22 protein-coding genes are annotated in these 23,942 nt (G+C 45.5%); 10 read left to right on the top strand and 12 right to left on the bottom strand.

Features of this window, described 5'->3' with window-relative positions:
* The first annotated feature begins 105 nt into the window (after positions 1-105).
* The 3 genes from RIG27_RS10765 (at position 106) to kaiC (ending at position 3,109) form a co-directional block, all read left to right on the top strand.
* Positions 106-1,023: a circadian clock protein KaiA gene (locus RIG27_RS10765; RefSeq protein WP_446345006.1), complete on the top strand. Its 918-nt coding sequence runs from the start codon at positions 106-108 to the stop codon at positions 1,021-1,023.
* Between the two features lie 118 nt (positions 1,024-1,141).
* The gene (gene kaiB / locus RIG27_RS10760; protein ID WP_446341388.1) at positions 1,142-1,456 is read left to right on the top strand and encodes a circadian clock protein KaiB; all 315 of its coding nucleotides are present in this window, start codon (positions 1,142-1,144) and stop codon (positions 1,454-1,456) included.
* Positions 1,457-1,549: 93 nt separating this feature from the next.
* Complete coding sequence (kaiC, locus tag RIG27_RS10755) at positions 1,550-3,109, top strand: circadian clock protein KaiC (RefSeq protein WP_446345004.1); 1,560 nt, start codon at positions 1,550-1,552, stop codon at positions 3,107-3,109.
* A 236-nt stretch (positions 3,110-3,345) separates the two neighbouring features.
* On the opposite strand, the gene RIG27_RS10750 is transcribed toward kaiC, so the two are convergent.
* The 5 genes from RIG27_RS10750 to RIG27_RS10730 all read right to left on the bottom strand — a co-directional run bounded on the left by RIG27_RS10750 (position 3,346) and on the right by RIG27_RS10730 (position 8,915).
* Entirely contained in the window at positions 3,346-4,539 is a 1,194-nt protein-coding gene (locus tag RIG27_RS10750; protein ID WP_446345002.1) for an aminotransferase class V-fold PLP-dependent enzyme, read from the bottom strand.
* A gap of 297 nt (positions 4,540-4,836) precedes the next feature.
* The gene (locus RIG27_RS10745) at positions 4,837-5,124 is read right to left on the bottom strand and encodes a hypothetical protein (protein ID WP_446345000.1); all 288 of its coding nucleotides are present in this window, start codon (positions 5,122-5,124) and stop codon (positions 4,837-4,839) included.
* A 28-nt stretch (positions 5,125-5,152) separates the two neighbouring features.
* Positions 5,153-6,373 carry an L-lactate MFS transporter gene (locus tag RIG27_RS10740; protein ID WP_446344998.1) on the bottom strand — a complete coding sequence of 407 codons (1,221 nt, stop codon included), beginning with the start codon at positions 6,371-6,373 and terminating at the stop codon, positions 5,153-5,155.
* Between the two features lie 390 nt (positions 6,374-6,763).
* Positions 6,764-7,756, bottom strand: coding sequence for a pentapeptide repeat-containing protein (locus tag RIG27_RS10735; RefSeq protein WP_446344996.1), 993 nt, complete (start codon positions 7,754-7,756; stop codon positions 6,764-6,766).
* Positions 7,746-8,915, bottom strand: coding sequence for a hypothetical protein (locus RIG27_RS10730; protein ID WP_446344994.1), 1,170 nt, complete (start codon positions 8,913-8,915; stop codon positions 7,746-7,748). The genes RIG27_RS10735 and RIG27_RS10730 overlap by 11 nt, the downstream gene beginning before the upstream one ends.
* A 342-nt stretch (positions 8,916-9,257) precedes the next feature.
* Between RIG27_RS10730 and RIG27_RS10725 the strand changes: the two genes are divergently transcribed.
* From RIG27_RS10725 to RIG27_RS10715, 3 genes are all read left to right on the top strand, one after another.
* A complete protein-coding gene (locus RIG27_RS10725; RefSeq protein ID WP_446340294.1) occupies positions 9,258-9,539 on the top strand; it encodes a hypothetical protein in 282 nt (93 codons plus the stop codon).
* Positions 9,540-9,619: 80 nt separating this feature from the next.
* Complete coding sequence (locus RIG27_RS10720; protein ID WP_446340295.1) at positions 9,620-9,787, top strand: hypothetical protein; 168 nt, start codon at positions 9,620-9,622, stop codon at positions 9,785-9,787.
* A 169-nt stretch (positions 9,788-9,956) separates the two neighbouring features.
* Positions 9,957-10,250 carry a hypothetical protein gene (locus RIG27_RS10715; RefSeq protein WP_446344992.1) on the top strand — a complete coding sequence of 98 codons (294 nt, stop codon included), beginning with the start codon at positions 9,957-9,959 and terminating at the stop codon, positions 10,248-10,250.
* A 15-nt stretch (positions 10,251-10,265) separates the two neighbouring features.
* Here the strand turns inward: RIG27_RS10715 and RIG27_RS10710 are convergent, their stop codons facing one another.
* Both RIG27_RS10710 and RIG27_RS10705 read right to left on the bottom strand, forming a co-directional pair.
* Positions 10,266-11,249 (bottom strand): hypothetical protein, encoded by a 984-nt coding sequence (locus tag RIG27_RS10710; RefSeq protein ID WP_446344990.1) that lies wholly within the window; start codon positions 11,247-11,249, stop codon positions 10,266-10,268.
* A gap of 460 nt (positions 11,250-11,709) precedes the next feature.
* Positions 11,710-11,865: a hypothetical protein gene (locus RIG27_RS10705; RefSeq protein ID WP_446344988.1), complete on the bottom strand. Its 156-nt coding sequence runs from the start codon at positions 11,863-11,865 to the stop codon at positions 11,710-11,712.
* Between the two features lie 78 nt (positions 11,866-11,943).
* Between RIG27_RS10705 and RIG27_RS10700 the strand changes: the two genes are divergently transcribed.
* The gene (locus RIG27_RS10700) at positions 11,944-13,203 is read left to right on the top strand and encodes an FGGY-family carbohydrate kinase (protein WP_446344986.1); all 1,260 of its coding nucleotides are present in this window, start codon (positions 11,944-11,946) and stop codon (positions 13,201-13,203) included.
* Positions 13,204-13,321: 118 nt separating this feature from the next.
* Here the strand turns inward: RIG27_RS10700 and RIG27_RS10695 are convergent, their stop codons facing one another.
* Positions 13,322-13,561 carry a hypothetical protein gene (locus RIG27_RS10695; protein WP_446340300.1) on the bottom strand — a complete coding sequence of 80 codons (240 nt, stop codon included), beginning with the start codon at positions 13,559-13,561 and terminating at the stop codon, positions 13,322-13,324.
* A gap of 34 nt (positions 13,562-13,595) precedes the next feature.
* On the bottom strand, positions 13,596-15,725 hold the full coding sequence (locus RIG27_RS10690; RefSeq protein WP_446344984.1) for a cellulase family glycosylhydrolase: 2,130 nt from the start codon (positions 15,723-15,725) through the stop codon (positions 13,596-13,598).
* Between the two features lie 708 nt (positions 15,726-16,433).
* On the opposite strand from RIG27_RS10690, the gene RIG27_RS10685 reads away from it, so the two are divergent.
* Positions 16,434-17,327 carry a hypothetical protein gene (locus RIG27_RS10685; protein ID WP_446344983.1) on the top strand — a complete coding sequence of 298 codons (894 nt, stop codon included), beginning with the start codon at positions 16,434-16,436 and terminating at the stop codon, positions 17,325-17,327.
* 224 nt (positions 17,328-17,551) lie between these two features.
* Here RIG27_RS10685 and RIG27_RS10680 read toward each other — a convergent pair whose 3' ends face one another.
* Both RIG27_RS10680 and RIG27_RS10675 read right to left on the bottom strand, forming a co-directional pair.
* Positions 17,552-17,944 carry a hypothetical protein gene (locus RIG27_RS10680; RefSeq protein ID WP_446344981.1) on the bottom strand — a complete coding sequence of 131 codons (393 nt, stop codon included), beginning with the start codon at positions 17,942-17,944 and terminating at the stop codon, positions 17,552-17,554.
* A 547-nt stretch (positions 17,945-18,491) separates the two neighbouring features.
* The gene (locus tag RIG27_RS10675; protein WP_446344979.1) at positions 18,492-19,184 is read right to left on the bottom strand and encodes a hypothetical protein; all 693 of its coding nucleotides are present in this window, start codon (positions 19,182-19,184) and stop codon (positions 18,492-18,494) included.
* Positions 19,185-19,946: 762 nt separating this feature from the next.
* Here RIG27_RS10675 and RIG27_RS10670 point away from each other — a divergent pair.
* Positions 19,947-22,016: a M48 family metalloprotease gene (locus tag RIG27_RS10670; RefSeq protein ID WP_446344977.1), complete on the top strand. Its 2,070-nt coding sequence runs from the start codon at positions 19,947-19,949 to the stop codon at positions 22,014-22,016.
* Positions 22,017-22,386: 370 nt separating this feature from the next.
* On the top strand, positions 22,387-22,746 hold the full coding sequence (locus tag RIG27_RS10665; protein WP_446340305.1) for a DUF4342 domain-containing protein: 360 nt from the start codon (positions 22,387-22,389) through the stop codon (positions 22,744-22,746).
* Positions 22,747-22,884: 138 nt separating this feature from the next.
* Here RIG27_RS10665 and RIG27_RS10660 read toward each other — a convergent pair whose 3' ends face one another.
* Positions 22,885-23,655, bottom strand: coding sequence for a hypothetical protein (locus tag RIG27_RS10660; protein WP_446340307.1), 771 nt, complete (start codon positions 23,653-23,655; stop codon positions 22,885-22,887).
* Positions 23,656-23,942 lie beyond the last annotated feature (287 nt).

Genomic DNA, 23,942 nt, shown 5'->3' with positions numbered 1-23,942 from the left:
GTAATGTTAATTAACTTTAGAAAAATTTTGTTAAAATACGTTACAGTCGAGGAATTGAACTCGGCAATTGGTAAGGTTGTTATTCAACATTAAAGTCCTATCGTTTTGCATCCTCAACTGTCGATTGGTATTTTTGTTCATTCCCCAGCCCTGGCGCAGTCACTGAGCCAGGTGTTAAGTGGCGATCGCTATCTGTTATCGATCGCGAACTCAGCCTCTGAGTTTCTGGAGTTCGTGGAACAAAAACAGCAGCATATCGATTGTTTAGTGCTGCAAGATGACGACGCCTTACCACCCGTTATTAATCAGTTGTACGAACAAGGAAGCCTACTTCCTCTAGTTATTTTTCCCAAAGAATCAAAAAACAATGATTTTGTTGTTGTCACAAATGCTCAGCCAAACCCAATTCAGACAACCGTTCGTTGTACACCAGGGGAGGTGCATTATTTGTTTCACGCCGCTGAAGTTCGACTCGATATTAGCCAAGTCTCTGATCTAGAACATTTCCTAGAACAGGCAATTAGCCAGTTTCTTTCCCTCTCTCCGAACTGCAACTTGCCTATTCTTCCGGCTAATGCGGATAAGACAACCGAAGAAATTCATCGGGGTTCTTTAATGAAGCAGCAGTCTCGGTTATCTGAAAAACTCAAAGAGCGGCTGGGATATCTCGGTGTGTACTATAAACGAAATCCTCAGTTTTTCTTTCGCTATTTATCGCAAAATGAAAAAAGCAAACTGATCGAAAAGCTTAAGAGTGATTATCGTGAGATTGTTTTAATTTACTTCAGTCAAGACACCACAATTAACCAGTTAATTGATAATTTTGTCAACGAAGCATTTTTTGCCGATATATCCGTTTCTAAGATTGTAGAAATTCACATGGATTTGATGGATAATTTTTCTAAACAACTCAAGCTAGAGGGGCGCAAGGAAGATATTCTCACAGACTATCGTCTAACACTGATCGATGTAATTGCTCATTTAGGTGAAATGTATCGTCGCTCGATTCCCAGAGAGTTATAATTATAATTGTGGTATTAGCAATTCGCTCCCGACCCATCAACGTCCACGGTGAACGAATTTATTCCGGGTTACTTTTAAATTGGCAACTATCCTTCGCTTATTCCTAATGGCTAACCCTATGAGTCCCCTAAAAAAAACTTATGTCCTCAAGCTTTATGTGGCTGGGAATACTCCCCACTCAGTTACCGCATTGAAAACCCTCAAAAATATCCTGGAACAGGAATTTCAAGGGGTTTACGCCCTGAAAGTGATTGATGTTCTCAAAAGTCCTCAACTTGCCGAGGAAGATAAAATTTTGGCAACGCCAACTCTAGCGAAAGTTTTACCCCCTCCGGTGCGAAAAATTATTGGGGATCTGTCTGATCGCGAAAAAGTCTTAATCGGATTGGATCTGCTGTATGAAGAACTTCAGGATGGAGAGATAGATTTTTAGAGCATATTCAGATTTTATGAGATAATAGCAAATTCGAGATCTATTCTCAGATGACGGCGATTTTAGTTATATCTTTAAATTTGACGAAAAAATATGAGTCCATTTAATCTAGATGAGCAAAGACCAGATGAATTTACCACCCCAGGAGTCCATAAAATCCGGACGATGATTGAAGGGTTCGATGATATCAGCCATGGGGGGTTACCTGTGGCTCGAACCACACTGGTTAGTGGCACCTCTGGTACGGGTAAAACATTGTTTGCGGTTCAGTTTCTTCATAACGGGATCACTCAATTTGATGATCCGGGTGTCTTCGTTACCTTTGAAGAATCTCCCAACGATATTATTAAAAATTCCCATAGTTTAGGCTGGGATCTGCAAAAGTTAATTGATGACGGCAAACTGTTTATTCTGGATGCTTCTCCTGATCCCGAAGGACAAGAAGTTGTCGGCAACTTTGATTTGTCCGCTTTAATTGAGCGGATTCAATACGCGATTCGCAAGTACAAAGCCAAGCGGGTTTCGGTTGATTCGATTACTGCCATATTTCAACAATACGATGCCGCTTCAGTGGTGCGGCGAGAAATTTTTCGCTTAGTCGCTCGTCTCAAACAAATTGGCGTGACGACGGTGATGACGACGGAGCGCGTGGAAGAGTATGGACCCGTAGCTCGGTTTGGCGTGGAAGAGTTTGTCTCCGATAATGTGGTAATTGTTCGCAATGTTTTGGAAGGAGAACGGCGACGCCGCACCATTGAAATACTTAAGCTACGGGGTACAACCCACATGAAAGGGGAATACCCGTTTACCCTAAGCAATCAAGGATTTAATATCTTCCCCTTAGGTGCCATGCAATTAACTCAGCGTTCGTCTAATGTTCGGGTATCCTCTGGAATTAAAACCCTGGATGAAATGTGTGGCGGTGGCTTCTTTAAAGATTCCATTATTCTAGCAACGGGAGCTACGGGAACCGGAAAAACCTTATTAGTCAGTAAGTTTATTCATGATGCTTGTTTAAATGAAGAACGGGGGATTCTCTTCGCTTACGAAGAATCCAGAGCGCAGCTCACGCGAAACGGTTTATCCTGGGGAATCGATTTCGAGGAAATGGAGGAAAAAGGATTATTAAAAATTCTTTGTTCTTACCCAGAATCGGCAGGATTAGAAGATCATTTGCAAATTATTCAAACCCAAATTCAGGAGTTCAAACCGTCTCGGATTGCCATTGATTCTCTTTCGGCGTTAGCACGGGGAGTGAGCAATAATGCATTCCGTCAGTTCGTGATTAGTGTGACTGGTTACGCCAAGCAAGAAGAAATTACCGGGTTCTTCACCAATACAACGGATCAATTTATGGGATCGAATTCAATTACAGATTCTCATATTTCTACGATTACTGATACAATTTTAATGTTGCAATACGTAGAAATTCGCGGGCAAATGTCCCGCGCACTTAATGTATTTAAAATGCGGGGGTCTTGGCACGATACCGGAATTCGAGAGTATCTAATTAGCAAAAATGGGGCAGACATTAAAGATTCATTCCGCAATTACGAGCGGATTATCAGTGGTTCCCCCAGTCGGATTACGGTTGACGAAAAGAGTGAACTCTCGCGGATTGTGCAAGGTGTGCGGCAAAAGTCAACGGAATAGTTATTGGTCATTGGTCATTGGTCATTGGTCATTTGTTATTGGTCATTTGTCATTTGTTATTGGTCATTTGTCATTGGTCATTGGTCATTTGTCAGGATTTGGTATTAGGGCGGGTTTTGTTGAGATGTTATCACGGAGATTCTAATTAAATAAGGGCGGGTTTTGTTGTTCCATTATTGGTGGATATTTGAATTGAGTCCCTAAACCCGCCCCTACAATTATCCCTACATCCGCCCCTACAATTGATTCGCGATCGCATCCACTAACCGATCCATTTCCTCATAGTCTGTAAAGTAATGAACGCAGGCGCGAATGCAGTCGGGATCACGCAGGGTGCGAAGCTGAAAACCTTTGTCTTCCAATTGGTTGACGAATTGGGAAGAGGGGGTGCTATCGGTTAAGACAAAGGACACTAAACCCGCTTGGGGGGGAGACGTCAATAAGCAACGCACCGAGTTTAACTGGGATAAACGTTGCCAAAGATACTGACTACGCTGACAAATTTGTTCGTAGCGGCTTTGATCCGTTCCCCATTGCTGATGAGTTGCGATCGCCTCTCGCAATCCGACATAGAGAGGATAGGCGGAGGTGGCGACTTCAAAGCGTTGTCCATCCGGTTTCCAACCGATGGGTTTAGCGGTTTTGTCCATGAGAATACCGCGCCAACCAATAAACGTCGGATGCAGGTGTTCTAACGCATCAGGTTTCACGTATAAACCGCCAACCCCCGCAGGTCCACACCACCATTTATGACCTGTAAAGGCATAAAAGTCTACCCCAAGTTCGCTTAAATTTAAGGGTAAGGAACCAACAGATTGAGCCGCATCGACTAAAATTTGAATTGGGGCATTTTCGGTTACTGCATTACGACAGGTTTCTACAATTTCTTTTAAGGGCAAAACTTGACCCGTATTCCAGAGGATATGACTAAGAACGACTAACCGGGTACGCGGTGTCAGATGTTGTTTGATTACGGCGGTAGGATCACCCTGGTTCAGCGTCGCCATAATTGGACAGGTGGACACCTCTACGCCAAATCGCCGTCCGATCTCTTCTGCTGTAGCCACAATACCCGGATGTTCACAATCCGTCAGCAGGATGCGATCGCCAACTTGCCAGTCTATCCCCCAGAAGGCAATATTACAGCCAACGGTGACATTTTCGGTGAGGGTAATCGTTTCGGGAGGCGTTCTCAACTCAGATGCGATCGCACCTCGAAGTTGCCCGGTTTGTGCCAAGCGCCACTCATTAACCTTACCGGAGAATGGTCCGTGATGCTGAGTATACTCATAAGCTTGTTGAATCGCCGTTAACGACCTTGCGGGGAGAGTCCCTTGACCGCCAAAGTTGAAATAGGCTTTGTTGGCTAAAGCCGGAAACTGCTGTCGATGGTGTTGCAGATGAGTTGATGCACCAGAGATGTCTGTCATTGGCAAGTTTTTACTATCCCCAGGAATGCATCATTATAATCCCAATCATCCCAATTTTTCAACACAATAAGCATATATACTGATCAGTTTCTGAGAAACTCAGCCATTCTGCGTAGGATTATTCAGCGAATCAACGGATTATTTGTTACAGGAAGTAAAGGTATTCTGGTAGGCAGCATAGACATCTAAAAGCAATTTCCTATTTTTATTGCGTCCCAGCCGATTGAAACCATCGGGACATAAAACCCAATGTAGGGGCGGGTTTAGGGACAAAATTAATGGAGCCACAAATCACCTTTATACAAAACCCGCCCTGCCCCAATCTTTCACTGCGATCGCGGTTGAGAATAAGGTGGGTTGGGTTGTCCAGTTTCGGATTAATCGATTGCCTTTCGGTGGGGGAATGGGCGGGTTTTGTTGTTCCATTATTGGTGGATATTTGAATTGAGTCCCTAAACCCGCCCCTACAATTATTCCTAAACCCGCCCCTACAATTATTCCTAAACCCGCCCCTACAATTATTCCTAAACCCGCCCCTACATCTAATTTTTCTGCCCCAAATGCCTTGGCGAATAAATCACGCAAATTTATTTTTTTGTCCAAAGTTCAATACTTAAGCGCGAAGCTTAAATTGGGCGATAATAATGCCGATAATGGCTAAAATGGCGGTGGGATAGAAAGCATAAGTATAGCTGCCCAATAAATCCCGGAGTTGTCCGATGGCTAGAGTTCCTAAAAATGCTCCAGCGCCATAGGCAGTGAAGACAATCCCATAGTTCTTAGCATAGTCCTCTGGAGGAAACAGAATCAGGGTGGCTGTCGGTGCGATCGCCAACCATCCTCCTAAGCAAAGCCAGAACAGCGAAAAGGCAACCAGATAGGTCAAAGCTTGCCCCTCTCCAGCATTGAGCATCAAAATTGAAGCTATCAGAATTAACACATAGGAAATAATCGCTGCTCCCTTGGGCTGTAGGCGATCTGTTAACCAACCAAATAGAGGACGCCCGATGCCATTAAAGATAGCAAAGATAGAAACTGTAATCGCGGCGGTAGTCGCATCGAGTTTAATAATTTCCTGTGCCACGGGGCTAGAAATACCGATCGCCGAAAGTCCGACAAACGTGCCGATGGTATAGCAAAACCAGAGCGCATAAAAGGATGGCGATTGCAAGAGTTGTCGCCGCTGATTTTTGGTTGTTTCGATCGGTTTTGGCGTCCAGTTTTTGGGTTTCCATCCGACTGGGGGTAATTTTAGGGTGATTGAGATAACGAGAATAATTGCCGTCAAACTAATCCCCAGAATTGCAAAGCTAGGAAGAACCCCAAACGCTGCAATTAAGCCCTTTGCCATCGGTGCCGTCACCAAGGGAGAAAGTCCAAACCCGATCGCCGTCAATCCCACTGCCAACCCTTTGCGATCGGGAAACCATTTAGCGGAAACTGCCAGGGGAACACCATAGGCAATACCAACGCCCGCACCAGCGATTACACCATAGGTAATCGTTAAGAGGATGATATTCGTGGCGAAACTGGAAAGGATATAACCAATTCCCGTCACCACGCCACCAATCGCTGTAATTTTGCTCACGCCAATCTTATCAATGTAAAATCCCGTAATTGGCATCAACAGGGCATAGAGGACTAATAAAACTGTGAACGGTAATAAACTTTGAGTGGCGCTGATGCCAAATAAGTCCTCTAGCGGTTTACGAAAAATACTCCAAGAATAGACTGTGCCTAAACACAGTAGGATAAGCGAGCCTAACGGGATTAAAAACCATCTGCCTTTCTCTGCTGGCAAGCCAAAAACGCGAACAGATTGCCAGTTATCCATAGAATCTCCTACACACAGCTAATCATCCAAGAGGATACCACCTGAATAGTATCTGATCAGCTAACTGGGTTAAGTTAATTTTCGGCTCTATGATCCCCTATGTCGATTGGGTTGAGGTACGTAGGTAGAACCTTCTCGAAGAACAAGCCAACTTAGCAGGTAGCTTGCAGAATGTCTGCTTTCTCTGACATTCTCCCCTCATTTTCAATGGGGCTAGCAAGATTTTCTAACTTAGCGTGTTGCGGGTTGGAATCTGATTCTATCCATAAAATCACGGTATAACTAAATTTGGAGCCGTTTTAACTAACAGTTTGGCATAGTAAGTCCGGAAGAGCCGATTTCCGAAATTTTTGATCTGTTTTTATCATAAATACTCTCGAAGAGCCAATATCACTCATGAATTCTACCATCAGGCATTGTCGCCCCCTGCAAATTTGCCCCCATTAAATTCGTGGTACTCAATTCTGCCCGTGTCAGATTAGCATTGCTCAAATTCGCCCCCATCAGGTTTGTTCTTGCCAAATATGCCTCAATTAAATCCGAATCACTCAAATTCGCTTCCCGTAAATTTGTCCGACTCAAATCCGCCCGATTCAATCGGGCAAAACTCAGATTTCCCCCACTGACTTGGGCTTTATTCAACCTGACATCTGGCATTACAGCCCCCTGTAAATTCACGCCAGTCAAATCAGCTTCACTTAACATCGCCCGTTCCAATTTGACATTCTTCAGCATAGCGCCACGCAAATTCGCCCCCATCAAATTCACTTCCGTCAAAAATGCCGAACTCAAATTCGCGCCACTCAAATCTGCCCCCCGCAAATCCGCTTCCCGCAAATTCGTTTCCCTTAAATTGGCACCCCTTAAGTTTACTTTCAATAAATCTGCCCCGCACAAATCAGCCCCTTGTAAATCGACGTTCTGTAAGATGGCGCCCCGCAGCTTGGCAGTATACATCCGCTTTTCTTCTCGCAAATTCGCCCCGCGTAAACACGCCCCAGTTAAATCCGCCCCACTTAAATTAGCCCCCCGCAAATCAGCATCCATTAAGTTAGCATCGAGCAAACTGGCTAATGTCAAATTGGCGCTTCTTAAGTCAGCACTTTGTAAACTTGCCCCATGTAAATCGGCATTATTTAAATTAACCCCACTCAGCCACGCCTGATTTAAATTTGCGCCACTTAACCGTGTCCCTACTAAATTCGCTTTCCTTAAATTCGCGCGACTCAGGTAAGCAAAAATTAACGTCGCGCCATGTAAATCAGCCCCATTGAGAACAATGCCAATTAAGTCCGCGCCAAACAAATTGACACCGCTGAGGCTGACACCCGTAAACTTGGTTTCTCCCGCTTCATAGCGCTGTAGGAGTTCTTTAACGTTCATAGAATCGTTTCATTGATTGTGCGATCGCGCCAGCGGCTTGAATATTTTCATCGGCGTCCTCCAGGGCTTGTGCTGTCTGGAAAAGCTTGGCTTCAAGTTCCTCAATCGTGGGACAAGTCGAGAACAATTCAAATAACAAATCGTCTAGGGGCTTGGCTTTCATCAATAACCAATCATGGTGCGTTTTCTTAATCGGATGATAGAGTACCGAAAAAATTAATAATTTTGCCCGCAATGGGGTTGTATATTTCATTACATTTAATCGCAAATCAAACGGGTCATACGGGCATGGCTTTGACGTGGAATCCTGAGTTAAATTTTGTCCATTTTCTTGACTTGTAACACCTGATGATTGCTGATTTTTGATTGCTGATTGCTGATGGGTAAATTCGTTTTTATCTTCTCGTTGTTGGGTATTCCTGTTCCCTCGATTGATCGGTGAGGGCAAGGTTTTCGGTGGCGGTGCTGGTGGCTGCGATCGCACCGCTTTTACGGCTTTCACACTGGTAATTTCTGAATCATCAGTATAGAGTTTTTGCAGCGCCTTGAGAATCGTTTTTGCTACGACAATATATTCCGCCTGTCGGTTGAGGGTTTGCACTTGCTGCTTGAGTGCTGCACTGAGTTTCTCGATGCTAGGGTAAGAGTCTCTTAGCTCTTGAATTAAATCCGCCACGTTCAATTGCTCTAGAATCTGCGAGTCGGTTTCCCAGTGATTTTGACCGACATAAAGCATGAGTTTTTTGATTCGCAGGATATTACTATCTTCTTCCAGTTCACTGGCGGTTTCTAATACTATCCATGGGGGTTGAGTCGCCGCTTTAGGCTGGGATTTAACCGCGACGACTTGAGTTAATTCTTCCGGTTCGCTATAGAGGGGTTCTAATTGATGAATAATCGTATCCGCCACGAGTAAATATTCAGCTTGGCGGTTCAAGGTTTCCGCAAAGCTATAAAGCCTTGAACGAAGCTGCTCCAGACTGACATGGGAGACGCGAAGTTGTTGGATTAAATCAGAGAACTCATACTGATTCAGAATTGACAAATCGTTTTCCCACTGACTCTGGCAGGTATAAACCATTAACTTTTTTATCCGCGTTGAATTGTCGTGGGTTTCTAGATTTTTAACAATTCTATCTAAACTCAATAACCCTGGCATTAATCTAAATGATGAATTGTGAAATTATCGCTTTTATGGAGAAATAATCCGCCGCATTTTGTTTTTGAGCAGGATGCCTTGAACTGATGTACCTGCTTAGAGTTATTAACATATATTATTTATTTTGTCAATATTTTAGATTAAACCGATTTCCAACTCTATGATATCAAGACTGCTGGATGTTCCAGACGTAGCCGGCTAGATCTAGAACAGGTTCCTCTAGCTTCCCCATAAATTATCCTGATCGGCTGGCATAGGCTCAGAAAAACATAAATACTGACCCCATTTTAGTGGCAGTTTAATCCCTTATCAGTAGTCGATTACGACTCCTTCTAAATCACTATGTTACTTACTCGTCAACAACTCAAAGCCAAAAAACGCAATGCCAAACGGCTCAGTCAATTACTCCAAGAGGCTAGAAGAGAACTTGAACACAACATTATCATGTTGGAGGATACGGTTCTCGATCAAGGCATTTGGCAAATGTCTGATATTTTGCCCTCCCAAAATGCCCATTCCGTAATTGGCGAAATTCTGGCGATCGCGGATGCCTGGGAACAACTCAACCATTTTGAAATTGAGGAAAAGTTAGATCATATCGAGGGTAAATTCTATCAAAACTAAACCATTCTGTTTAATTAGCTCCCTAATCAATTTATCCCACGACCCAAAGGTTAAAGCAATTTCCCCAAGAGTACACAGAGATGGCATTTGAGGCATATTGTTTAGGTTACATCAGCTTGAATAAACTAGCTGAACTGCTGGAGATTCCAGTTGAAGAAGCTAAAGTCCAAGTTGAGGCTCGGAATGCTCCATTAGACTTGGGTGTGAGTGGGGAGTTAGAACTATTGAATGACATTGAGAATGCCTAAACCAGAAGCATCACCCATCATTTTCGATAACACCGTCTTGAGTAATTTTGCTCTGGTAAGCTGTCACACATTTAAATTGGGAATGGGTAGCGAGCAAGATGCAAAGCCTGCGGCATGGCTTCGCTTAACGCATTACAAGGGTTTTGCCGTTTTTGACATTAAGGTTTAAATGCCGAACAGCTTACAGGCTTTTGATATCTTACGACAGCTTTATGAAAGTAGAGCCTTTATTTGTCGAGCGGTTCTACAGGAGATTCAGGCAGGAATTGATAGCGGTTGGAAATATCCTTGGTTACGAGGTAGAACTAGATTACAGGTCATTAATCAGGCATTGGACGAGGGTTGGCTGCAAATCCCCAGAAGTGAGGTCAATCCAGGCGACGATATTGTGGAGCTTCAACTTGCCCTAGAGTATGGTCAACGTTTTGGTGCAGGAGAGGCAGAAGCAATGGCGATCGCTTGAACGAATAAGTAGATCTTAGGGAGAATCCATCTCGATTTGCATAGACGAACTCATCCGCATCAGCATTTCTTGCTTACTTTCGGGTTCTGTCACCAAAAACTCCATGTTAGAAAGTGTAGACATCATTCCACTAAGCGGCATGATCTGATCAAACCCGATGGTCATTGTTCCCGCGCTTTGCATGGCAAAAGACTGAATCTGAAAATTCACACCAGGAGGCGTTCCGGGAAGATTCATTTGGCTCGATTCCTGAGATTGCTGTTGCGTACTCATTTTCAGCGTCACCTGATTCTCCTTAATATCTTCCACCTCATATAAGACTTGAACCTGATCCAATGGCAACCCAAAAACAGGTACAGCGCTAGAGACTTGCCATGTTGCTCCCACTCCCACCGCTGCTTTGGGAAACGGTGCTGCCGATAATTGCTCTAAGGAACTCAACATTTGCTGTAAAAGTTGTTGGAGGTTGGGATCAAGATCCGCTGGTAACGATACGTCCACATCTTTAGTGATTCCCTGCTGATCAATCACAAAGTCAATGGTTACATCCTGGAGTTGTTGCAGTTGCGATCGCAGAGTTTGAATTAGTTCCGGCGGAGCGGTTGTATCCGAGACTACATCCACATCCGTGTAAGTCACTTTAATCTGAGCATCCCCATTCGTCTCAACCTGAGTCACTTCTGACTCAATGGTCATCTGTATAGCTGGCATATTGACATTCGGCATCACCTGACCATCCACCGCCCCTGTCATGTCCATATTCATCGTCAGGATTGTGGTTTGCTTGGTGTTGGCGGCGGGTTTAAACCGCAAAATTTGCCGAGGTTGAACACCTGGATCAAGTAAGACTATCGTTGATTTCGCTTCAGTCGCACTTTCGGCTGAGTCAGGAATGGTTTCAATCAAGGGTGTTTGAGCATGGACAGAGGGAGATGGCGGCGTTATTCCCCATCCAGTAATCAGTAAGAAGGCAGCACTTAGGAGGAATGGTTTCTTCATCAGGTTATTCGAGATTCAGACACTGAATTCAATCTAGCTCACTGATCAAGGAGATGTGAGCGTTAATCTCTCGCGCTCAACCCTAAACACTCAAAACTCTCTCATGCGGTTGGGGCGGGTTTATTTGTATCCGGGTGAGGGAAGAAACGATAATAGTGAAACCCGCCCCTACAAATTCAACATTCAACACTCAAAACGTCCTGATTAGGTACCTGGACATAAATTCTGGTCGCTGTAAGCTGTTCGGCATTTAAACCTGAAATGTCAATAATGACGAAATCCTTGTATGTAGTGCGTTAAGCGAAGCCATGCCGCAGGCTTTGCATCTTGCTCGCTACTAATACCCAATTTAAATGCGTGACAGCTTCCTAAGAAATGTTAACAAACCTCAAATTCTTACTGTTGCCCGTTGCCTGTTGCCTGTTGCCTTGTCCTCATGTTTAACTTTAATTTTGTCCGACTACTTGAACTTAGGTTGTTTGCGTAATAAGTTGATCGGTTGCGGTTGTTGAGACTGAACGTTTGATGTACAGGAGTTCAATCCGACAGCCAAGCTAAGTGCGATCGCAACTGTACTGAGCCGGACAACCAATCGCTGGGGTGTTGTGTTCATCATCAAAGCCCCCCATTGTTTGAACACAGGATACAGTTCAATCATGTCAGTATTAGTTTAAGAGGGATTTATCAAGGGCTTATGGCAGACTCCAGAATCCTTTACCTGGGGATCGATTTCGGTACATCTGGCGCACGGGCGATTGTGATTGACGCCACAGGTGCAGTTCAAGCCGAAGCGCAATATACCTTTGCGGCGACTCCCCTGGCTGAATTAACGGCAATTTGGCAAAGCACTCTGTATCGGCTAATTGAACAAATTCCGGCATCGATTCGACAGGATATTACTCGTATCGCCATTGATGGGACATCGGCAACTGTACTGCTATGCGATCGCCAAGGTACTCCAATCACTGAGCCACTTCTCTATAATGATGGGCGAGGGATAGACGTGATGGAACAATTACAGCAGATTGCTCCAGCTAATTCCGTCGTTCTCAGTGCTACCTCGAGTCTGGCGAAACTCTTGTGGTTGATTCACCATACACCAGGCACTCTGGACAATTATTACTTCCTCCATCAAGCCGACTGGTTAGCCTTTTTATTACACGGTAAGCTCGGAATTAGCGACTATCACAATGCCTTAAAGCTGGGATATGACCCAGAAAAGCTAGAGTATCCCACTTGGATGAAACAACTCCCTCTCACACCAATATTACCCAAAGTCCTGGCTCCGGGAACGGCAGTCGGTGACGTCACTCCAGAGATTGCTTCCCGGTTAGGATTACACCCAGACTGCCAGGTTTGTACGGGTACAACAGATAGTATTGCTGCATTTCTCGCCAGTGGTGCAAAGAATCCCGGTGAAGCTGTAACCTCTCTGGGTTCTACATTAGTCCTGAAGTTATTGAGTCATACCCGCGTCGAGAATGCGGGTTACGGCATTTATTCTCACCGACTCGGTAATTTATGGTTAACCGGAGGTGCATCGAATACCGGAGGTGCAGTACTGCGACAATTTTTCAGTGACAGAGAACTTGAAGAACTGAGCCATCAAATCAACCCTGAGCAAGAAAGTCCCCTAGATTATTATCCATTATTAAAAAGAGGCGATCGCTTTCCCATCAATGACCCTCATCTGTCTCCCAAATTAGAACCTCAACCTGCCAACCCTGTAGAATTTCTCCACGGTTTACTCGAAAGCATTGCCCGTATTGAAGCACGAGGCTATCAACTATTACAGCAACTCGGTGCGACTCCCCTCACCTGTGTCTATACGGCGGGAGGAGGTGCTAAAAATACGACATGGACAGCGATTCGCCAACGTCAGCTACAGGTTGCCATTCAACCCCCCAGACACATAGAAGCAGCTTACGGTACAGCGTTATTCCTGAAGGGGTGACAAGCTCGCGTCAAAGGTAGGCAGGGTGTGGGGTATGGGGTGTGGGGTATGGGGTGTGGGGTATGGGGTGTGGGGTGTGGGGCTTCTCGGTAAGGAATACAAAAACCCAGAAGAGGAACTAGGGTAAGGAGCGAGCGCTCTCCAGGCGAGGCAACGCCCTCAACTGGAAGGACTTCAGGGTCAAAATGAATAAACAATAGAGTTTTTGGTGACTCCCTGAGTAAAGTTCAACACCTCGACTCCGCTCGGTGTTGACGCCCTCGCGGAGTCGAAGCGTCAATTTTTCCCGACACCCGACACCCGACACCCGACACCCGACACCCGACACCCGACACCCGACACCCAGTAGTACCTTCAAGTCCCTTGTCACCCCCTCAGGGCTTGATATCCGATTATCGACTCGACGCCATCAGTTGCTGCGGCTGGTAATCGGAACCTTGCTTATTCGCACAAAATCCCAAATCATGCTTTTGTCCCGGTTCAATCACCCGTCCCCAATCCATCGGCGTGACAATATATCGTGATCCTTTCTGTTGAAAATTCCCATTCCAACTCTGATTAATCGCAGCTTGATTCATCTCAAATTGCACTTGCCAGTCGCGCACTGTGTTATCCGTGGGATTAATCACCGCTAAACTCATACAAAATCCCTCTTGCCAATCCGATTGTAGATTAGACATGACTTTCAATTGCGGTGGAGTGGTGGGAATCCTGACTGAGGGAGGAAACTCAGCGTCACTCCTAACCGCCACGGCTGACAGTTGTCGCGGCTGATAATCTGAACCTCGCTTATTGGCGCAAAATCCCAACTCGCGGCTTTTTCCTGGTGCGATCGCACGTCCCCAGTCCAAGGGTTTCCCGACATACTCTGAACCCTGGGCTTTAAAATTCCCATTCCAGGTCTGACTAATTGTCGCCTGATTCATCTGGAACTGCACTTGCCAATCCCTCACCGCCTGATCCGTGGGATTGATCACCTCGATACTCATACAAAACCCATCTTGCCAATCTGATCGCATCGTTGAGGTGACTTTTAATTCTGGTTGACGGGGACGGGGTTTGAGGGTGGGATTCATCCCTAGGGATGGACTAGGTTTAATATCAGGAATGAACGCCATGGCGGGTTTGTGGGCAAACCGAGTGGCAATTAGGACTCCTTGTAGTAAGTCTTGCTTGGGTTCCTGCACCGTCAGCCAGTCATCTTTGAGCAGTCCTCCGGTATCATCACTATTGGGATTCCAACTCCAGTAGGCAAAACCCAAATCCTCTTTCTGCACAAAATTAACCAGTTTCTGTTGCCAAACACCTTCCTTGGATTGGGAATCAACTTGTCGTCCGCCAAACTCCCCGATAAAGACGGGGGCGATTCCTTTTGTGGCAATATAATTCCAGCCGATTTCCCAGCGTCGGGTGAGATTTTGGGGAAAACTCGGTTCAGAAAACCAGGGTTGATCAAAGACGCCCGAACCATATTCATGGGGAGAATAGACCACTTTATTAGGACGGGACAATCGCACTGGGAAACGTCCCACGCCCTCTAGATTCGCGCCCATCCAATGAATATCCAGTTGTTGACCGGGAACGTTATTTTCTACCCCTTCGACAACCATTAACCAATCCGGGTTAATCTCCAGAATCGCATTCCCAGCCCGTTCCGCCGCCAGTCGCCAATCGGTTTCCAAATCCCCAGTTCCCCAACTGGCGCGACCATGGGGTTCGTTTTTCAGGTCAGCCCCAATCACGTTTAATTGATTTTTGTAGCGTCTGGCTAACACTTTCCAGGTGTCAATCCAATCGGCTTCAGTGAAGCCATCACCATACCACAATTCGGGAATCCGTTCGTCGTTGAGTCGGTGAGAGTCCAACAGAATCATTAACCCTCTTGCATCGGCTTCTTGGATAATCATATCCATCACCTGTAGGGGCGATTTCCCTTCCAGTTCAGCATTTGCACCGATACTATAATCAATCCCAGTCACCTCTGGAGACCTCAGGGATTTTACGGCATAAGGCAGTCGGATCATGTTGTATCCTAATGCTTTCATCTGCGCCAGCATCTCCTTATAATCCCGTTTCCACAACCCGTGAGGGGCGTGCATTTCGGTTTCAATACCAAACCAGTTTACGCCTCGCAGAATGACAGGTTTACCTGTCGCATCCACGATTTTTGCTCCCTCGGTCGAAAGGGGAAAGGTAACGGTAATGATCGGATTGTTCGTCGCCGCCACGGGTAAATCTGTTGCCCAATCGACGCCCATCATCAGTGATAACAGGAATGCTAACAGGAAACAAATCCCTCGGCGTAAGCCCCGGAGTTTTCGCCTTCGTTCCTGGGTATTGTTTTGCAGTGGGGACGATAAATCCTTGCTTCCTGGCGATCGCGCCCCAGCTTTTGCCTTTGGCTTCTTCTGCCATCTACCTACTTTGTGTTTGTCTTCAATCAAAGGATTTCCCCTCCGGCGTAGCATCAAGGATGGGATATGGCTAATGGGTAAGAGTAGGTCTTGGAAAATGTTAAACATAGTGGTGTGGATATCCGAATCAGAAACGGTAACAATTGCAATCCCGACTTGGCAATTTTTGGGAGTTGTAATCCCAATCGACGCTCCCAAGCGATCGCTTTCCTGTCTACTAAGTATTCTAGATAAAGTCTAGTGCAAGCAGGCAGAAATAACGCCAACAGCTAACATCTCCCCCAGCTAAGAGACGTAGCATGCTACGTCTCTACGCTCCCCCGGCTCCCAGACGTAGCATGCTACGTCTGGAACATTGCTCCCCCGGCTTCATCGTATCTACGAAGCGGCTCTTGTATTTTTATGCCCGCTGCACTAGGGGGTATCGCCAACTGGCTTAGGGTTAAGAAATGAGCCAAAAATTGTCAGAACAGGGGAGAGCTTGTTCTGTTTGGGTCAAGACTGTTCCTCACCCTGTCGAGTTTGACCCGAAGTCTCTATCTGAAGTTCCCTCGTCTTAGTAATATTTTCTCTCTTTGAACTTTAATTGTAAAGAGATTGTAGGTTTATAAAGTTTGCGTAAAAATACGGAATTAACCTCTGATTCTTAATCGTAACTTTATAAAAATACATGGACATTTTTTGTCACAAAGATTAACCTTAAAACAGTCCCCCTTGAAGTCCTCCTGCCAATTGGAATTTCTCTCGCTAACGTTTAATAGTAATTAACAGTACAGTACGACGAACACTGGAAATTGTCACTAGGAACTACAAATTATGACGGGCTCTCCACTACAACGATTCTTCATTACACCCGCCGTTATCTCGACCGCCGTCTTTGGTGTCTTAACCTTACCTCTGGCTATCTTTGGGGATCAGCCAGTCACCATTCAACTCCAAGACGAACCTATATTTCATGGGGAACTCCGAGATCCTAATGTGGCTATGCCTTACCTGGGTTTAGCGGCTATACTCGGCTTGACAGCAGGAGCCTCTAGCATCGCGATAACCGGTTGGCGTCAGTCTGCCCGTAAATCGGCACAGACGGAAGCACAACTCTCCAGTTTGGAGCAAAACTTAAAAGAACGAGACGAATTATTAGAGTCTCTCAAAGCGGAAGAATCTCGACTAACCGCTTCTGGCTTAACCTCCTTTTTGGATGAAGAACTCCAAACCGACATCCAGTCGTCTCCAGAGGAAAAGCCAGCTCAATCCGAATCAGAACCAGCACCTGAACAGAGTCAACCGGAACCTGCATTGTCACTACCCCAAGTGACTCAACCAGCACCGGCACCGACTCCCCAGCCAGAGGTCAAACCAGCACCTGCACCCTCGTCTCCTCCCTTTGTGATTAATACTTCACTCGCGACGACGCCCTATGAGAGTTCTACTCCAGCCACCGTGCAATCCGCCGCCGCCAAGTTTGCTTCCGCGCAAAGCTACATGGCTTATGCGTCCAAAAAAGCCCCAAGCGAACCGCAGAATGTGACCCCTGCACTCACTCCCTCAGACTTGGAAAAACTGCAAAGTCAATTCCAACAGATTAAAGAGCAAATGGAATTTCTCAACAAGGCAATACAAGCCCAGCCGGATGCACCCAATGCTTCAGGAACAGCACACCCAACCCAACTGCGCGTGATTAAAAATTGGTCGGTGGAAAAGATTTCTTAGGGATTCGTCAATGTCTTGATACCGATTTTATAGCTTATTTGAGCCAAGAATTCAACATCTTGGCAAGCGAGCTACTTTCGGTTAAGCTGTCATGCCTTTCAATTGGGTATTATACCCCGTCCAAGTTAAAAACTGGAGATTCTTTAAGGGAAAAACGTAGACGCGGTTTAGTAGCGAGCAAGAGGCTTGCCATTATTGACATTAAGGTTTAAATGCCGAACCGCTTAAGACGGACTGGTATTCTCCTCTGCCCGGTTAGAATTTTCTTGAAGCTGGTTGGACAACATGGAAATAATTTGATCCACTTTCCGGCGATTTTGTTCACCAATCCATAACGGTAGAACTTGAGTCTCGGCTAATTGTAAGACTAGCGACATAATTTCACTGTTTGATGCCTCTCCATGGAGCAGTAAAACTAACATGGCTTGGTGTTCGTCTGCTATCTGTTTCGCTTTCGGCAAAATTTCCAGGGATTTAGCCCAGTGGACTGGGAACATCAGGTGAGGCGGTTGATTGGCTCCAATGTCAACGAGGGTTGGCTCCAAAATAGTACAAGTACCGTCTTCTCTTTCATACCAAGGGTGACTATTGGGGGAGGAAGCTGCCTGTGATTGCATAAGATTGCCCATTGATTATCTGGATGTGGATGATTTTTGTCCTATTTAATCAAATTTTATAAAAGATTGTCGAGCTTCTCTACAAGAAATACCGTATAATTACGGACAGGATAATTTGCTGAAAAATAAAAATCAGTAAATTCAACGAGTAGAGACGTTGTCGGTAATATCTCTACATGGGACAGTATGAGCACTGTATGGAGACGTTCCGCCGGAACGTCTCTACAAATCCATGGTGTCCTAACCGTCTTGGCGGTTGCTATACCTCATAGCACAAGCTATGGACAATGGTCTGAAAAACTGCTCGAATGCCCAGGCAGAGGCAGTTTCAGTTGAGTCCATCAATGAGGCTATTTCCATAAAGCAAGTTTCCGGTTCCGTTGAATTAGTCTAAACTCCAGTTTTAACTTGTCACCAATGGGGAGCATGTCAGGTTGGCACAAAATGCTCAAGTTAACCAAGGGAGTTGGGTTTCGTTCCAAGGGGCCAACCTACTTGCGTTGACATGCACCCTCACCAATGTCTGTATCTGACTTTTTTAAGGCTCTTAGTAACAACTTCTTCCAACTATATTATTCCCAACATGTCGGCTCTCGTTAGGAAGTACAGAACCAAAAGAATCACTATCAAAATATTGTACTTTAGTTCGACCATTTAAAGTGTATTCAGCTAAGGTAGCATTCCATGTCCAAGAAGAACCTAATTTACTTAAAGCACTATTAGAAAGTTTTACGGTTGCTATTCGAGAACCGAATCCTTGTAAACTAAACTCTTGTACAGCTACGAAAGTACCTGAGCTATTTGCGAACAAAAATGATGCTATTCCTTTTGACTCATCCCAATCCCATCCGCGAATGCTATCACTATTTGAAATATTAATAGTTGCTAGTTTACGACCAAATTGTCCTGTGTCTGGATTAAATTCCTGTACAATGACAACTGATTCACTACCGTTGAAGATAACGTAACTAGCTAGACGACCTTTGTAACTCCAACCTCTCACTGAATTAGATTGGGAAAGTGTCCTGCTACTTGCATTACCTTGTATATTAGTATAACGAAGCTTGGCATCCGAACCATTAAATTCAACAATAGAACATGCCTGATTAGCAAAAGCAGGTTTAGAATATAAAACTGTTAGTAAGGATATAACCATCAACAAAAATTTGATAGTCCATCCATTCTTAATATGAAATATATGAAATAGCATTTTTACCTCTTGATGTTTTGTTTTTGACACTCTCCCTTTTTCTAAAAGGGAGATTTTACAGAACTATTCGATGGTCTGTGGTTGAAACAGGAAATTGATACAAAAATTAATACTTTGGGTCACGCCAGTAGTGGACTGACACAACTAAAATTATGGAATAGATTTGACAATTAAATCGGTTAAATTGGGCGCACGTCGGTGCGCCCCTACTAATATACCATTTTAGCTATGTCACGCCGCCATCGTGTGTTAACGCAGCGTAACCCACCATTCCCGCTATGGATGGCGTATCTGCGTAAGTCCTGTCTAAAAAAACTAGTGCAACTGAGACGGAACCCAGCCTCGTCGCGAGAGTCATGTGACATCCTCCTACACTGTACCCGTAGGGGAGCGTGTAGGCTTCCTTTAGTACAACCTTTAGCTATACCTCCAGCATTTTACAGTGAGGATATGCCCAGCCCCACTTCTTGCTTATCGCAAGAGAAACTTTAGTAAGTGAGTTTAGTTTCTGCTGTCAAATTACCAGCTTTTACAGCGCAAGTAAATGAAATACAAAAACAATTTTTCCATCAATAATAGCGTGCGAAAAACAAGTTGTCAATGCTAGACTCAATAATAGACTGGCGATTCATCTGGTCGGTCAATCAAAGATTAGACCGTGAGGCTTATCGCCGATAAAGCTAAAGCATTCAATCAGAACTAAGCTACCCTAATTAACTAGGTAGAGCCAACTCGCGCCACTACCCCATTGCGACAATCACACCCTACTGAGCAATCCCTGGAGATCGGCTGATGAAACTGCTCTGGAATTCCCTCCTACTCTCTTTAGGCATCCTACTGCCAACTTCGACCCCAATCGTTTTAGCCGAGTCTGCGAAAACCCCTGAATCCATTGGTTCTACTCAGAATCTCACCGTTTCAGATTCCCCAATTGAGCCAATTGTTCAGACGCCCGATCCCCTCCATCACCCGATGCAGATCGGATTACCTGAACAAATCGCGGTTGAACACCAATTACCCGCAAACAGGGCTGAAGCGATCGCGATTCCAGAGACTCCCTCAGCCGCTTCCACTTCAGTTATCGTCGCTGAGGATTCCTCGGAAACGCCAAAAACTATCGTCATTCCAGAGGCTGTACCCACTTCAATTCCCGATACTGCAAGGGATAGAGGAGCAGGGGCAGCAGGGGCAGCAGAGGAAGCAGGGGCAGCAGAAAACTCAGCAGATGTAGAAGAGGACTCCGAAACTACAGCGCCAGACTCTATCGAAGTTGAGACAATAGAAATCCCAGAAACCGCCAGCGACGACTCCGCTGATACAGAAGAAGACACCGAAACTACCGCAGAAAACTCGACTGAAGTCGAGACGACAGAAACCTCAGAAACCGCCAGCGATGACTCGACTGATACAGAAGAAGACACCGAAACTACCGCAGAAATCCCCGAACTGACGCCTGAAGAACGAGAACGTCAACAAAAGCTGATTGAAGCCGATCGCCTTTACATGAGTGGTCAATTTACCGCCGCCCAACAGCTTTATCGGGAAGCCAAAGCCTCTTTTGACACGGAAGCAGCCCTAGAGAAACCCGTCGCTATCTATGAGCCGACTGAACTCTCACCTGCGGGTGCGGTGTACTGGCGTCAGTCGGAAGAAGGGTTAGAACAGCAACTGGAAACCAAGATTCTTGTCCCCCTCCAGTTTTTAGTCGAACAGCAACCGGAATTTATTCCCGGTCATTTGCGCTATGCTCAAACCCTCCAGGAGTACGATCGCCAGGAGGAGGCGATTCAGGTATTGGAACGGGCGACAACGTTATATCCCAATCAGCCGGATTTAATTAAAGCCAAAGTTACCGCCCTCGCCGATACCAAACGCTGGTTAGAAGCATCCTTAGCCGCCCGCCAGTTTGCCATGCTCAACTTCAATCATCCCCAAGCAGCGGAATTTGAGGGGCTAGCGGAGGAGAATTTGGAACGGTATCGATCGCGCTTGCGGAGTGAACTCAGAGGGAATGCGATCGCGAATGTGATTACAGGGGCGTTGGGTTATATTTTTACCGGAAATCTCTTTGGTCCGATTTCGGCAATTGAAACCACGACGTTAATGCTGCGCGGTGAATCCGCCGTGGGTGAAAGCTTCGCCGGAAGGGTACAAAAGCAACTCCCCATGGTTGAAGATGAACAGGTTCTAGAGTATGTCCGGGAAATTGGCAATAAACTCGCGATCGTAGCTGGGCGGGATGAGTTTGAGTATCAGTTTTATGTGGTTATGGATGACCAACTCAATGCCTTTGCTCTACCCGGTGGGAAGGTATTTGTCAATGCTGGCGCGATCATGAAAACAGACTCAGAGGCGGAGTTAGCGGGGTTATTGGCTCATGAACTGGCTCATGCCGTATTATCTCATGGCTTCCAGTTGGTGACGGAGGGGAATTTGATTGCCAATGTTACCCAGTATATTCCCTTTGGTCGCACTGCCACCAATTTAATTGTTCTCGACTATAGCCGAGACATGGAACGTCAGGCTGATGCGTTAGGGACAAAGATTTTAGTCGCTGGCGGCTATGCAGCAGATGGACTGCATAATCTTATGATTACGTTAAATGAACAAGACCGCGATCGCCCCTTATTTGCATGGCTGTCTACTCACCCGAATACAGATGAACGGATTAGCAACATTGAAACCCTAATTGAGCGCAATGGGTACAACCGTTATACCTACGAAGGCGTCGCCCGACATTTGGAAATTCAAGCGCGAGTGGCGCAATTGCTCAAGGACTACGAAGCACAGCAGGAGTGCGAGGAAAATGATGAGTGTGAGCAAGAACAAGACCAAGAGCAAGAGGAGATACTTGAAGAGTAGATTGGTATTTTTATCTATCCATATCTTAAGCCTGGTTGAAAAGGAAATTGCACAAGCAAACGAAACAAAGTCTGCTTGATCTCGGAGTAACCAAAAACTAAGGGTGTGGAAACCCGCGCAGGCGGGTTTAGTTTGTGTAGCTGCGGTTTCAACCGCTAATCCTAATCCAGTCAGGAAAAAAACCATTACCAAGATTTTTGGATACATTTTTTCTTTCTTTGTCAAGTGCCTATAGATGTATTGTGCAAAACTATACGGTAGAGATTTCTTTATAGTGTCCCGAATCATCCAATCAATTCAACCTAACTGGTGAACTCTCCAGCAACTGAGTTCGCTACCCTGAAAGATAGTGACATAGGAGAGCTTAACGATGAACGAACCAATTCGCACAGAAGAAAGCGTCGAGGAGATTAACGCTAACACTGTTCCTGTAGAAAATGAGTTACAGTCTATTGAACCCGACGTTGATAACACAACCCAAGTCAATGTCGAAGAATTCACCATTAGTGGCGATGACTTAGTTGGCAAAGTGAGAGAACTGATCCATCAGGGTAACATTCGCCGGATTATCGTCAAGAACGAAGAGGATCAAATCTTAATCGAAATTCCCCTAACCGTTGGCGTCGTGGGTGGAGTCGTTGGTGTGACGCTGTTTCCCGTCATCGCTGCTGTCGGCGCGATCGGGGCGCTCGTTGCTCGTTTGAAACTCGTGATTGAGCGACGAGAATAACTTTGGGGAAATTGGAAAAATCAGAGGATTGGGGAGGAAAAGCTTTTAAATCAGGGCGGGTTTTGTTGATCAGTTATCACTGACAAGCCAATTGAATGGCTAAACCCGCCCCTACAATTGACTACCTCCTCTCGCCCATCAGCGCAAAAATTCTGAAGGCAAAAGGGGTTGATTTGTTTGTTCAGTTGTCAACGTCGGCGGGCGCACATTCCCAGGCGTTGGGGGTTTTGAGGGAAGTTCATAGCGCTGCGTTCCCCAACCCCAATTCCTATCTTCAGGTTTAACCACAGGGGGAGTTTTTCGACCCGTTGGCAGAGGAATCCGTTGGCTTTGAGTGACCTTAACATAAGGCTGACCCTCGTTGGTAAAGCGAACCAATTGACCTTCTAGTTCGGGTGTTTGGATGGTTTGATTTTCTACAGTTGGCAGTTGACCCTGTGGATCAAATAATGCCACAAATGATACATCAGCAGAGGGTTGCAAGGAGTCACCAATGGGCGATTGATCCAGTTGCCATGCTTCCCGGAAATGTCCATCGGGCGCTACTTGCCATAAATTTAGCGTGGCTTGCCATTTTCCGTCCTCAACTCTGACTACTTGACGATCCAGAATGGAATAAGGAGAATACGATTCACCGCGATAAACCGCCTGATCCGGAAACCGTAAATCGCGAATTGCGGCTACGGTAATTTGACTTTGATCAGGGAGATTAGTTGTGCCACTCAAGCTGTAGAACCCAGGACGACCTGCGGCTTGGGCGTTAAGTGTTAAATTGATATCGGCTGAGTCTTGAAATGAACAGCTTGTACACCAAAGCAATAGTAGGACTACAATCGTCCAATTCCGAAAAAAAGATAGGCGGCGCATTTTAAGGGCAGACGGTTGGTAAGATTGACTGAGCATAGTCATTCGTCATTTGTCATTAATTGAGATGCTTCCCTAACCGACTACGTCTGGAACAGCATCGGATTTGATGGCTGAACCAATGTTATAGTAGTCCTATCGACTGACTATCATAGCAATTTTATTGGCATACTGTGTAGGTATGTACGATCAAATCTTGGAGCTGGGATAAACGAAGGTATATCTTAAGCTGTCATACATTTAAATTGGGTATAAGTCGCGAGTTAATTGCACGACAAGGATTCGGCAATTCTTGACGACAAGGTTTAAATAACGAACCGCTTAGACATTGC

The sequence above is a fragment of the Coleofasciculus sp. F4-SAH-05 genome, assembly GCF_040222985.1.
In the GTDB taxonomy this organism is placed as follows: domain Bacteria; phylum Cyanobacteriota; class Cyanobacteriia; order Cyanobacteriales; family Coleofasciculaceae; genus Coleofasciculus; species Coleofasciculus chthonoplastes.
Note: the sequence above shows the minus strand (reverse complement) of the source record. Positions and strands in the feature narration are given on the sequence as shown.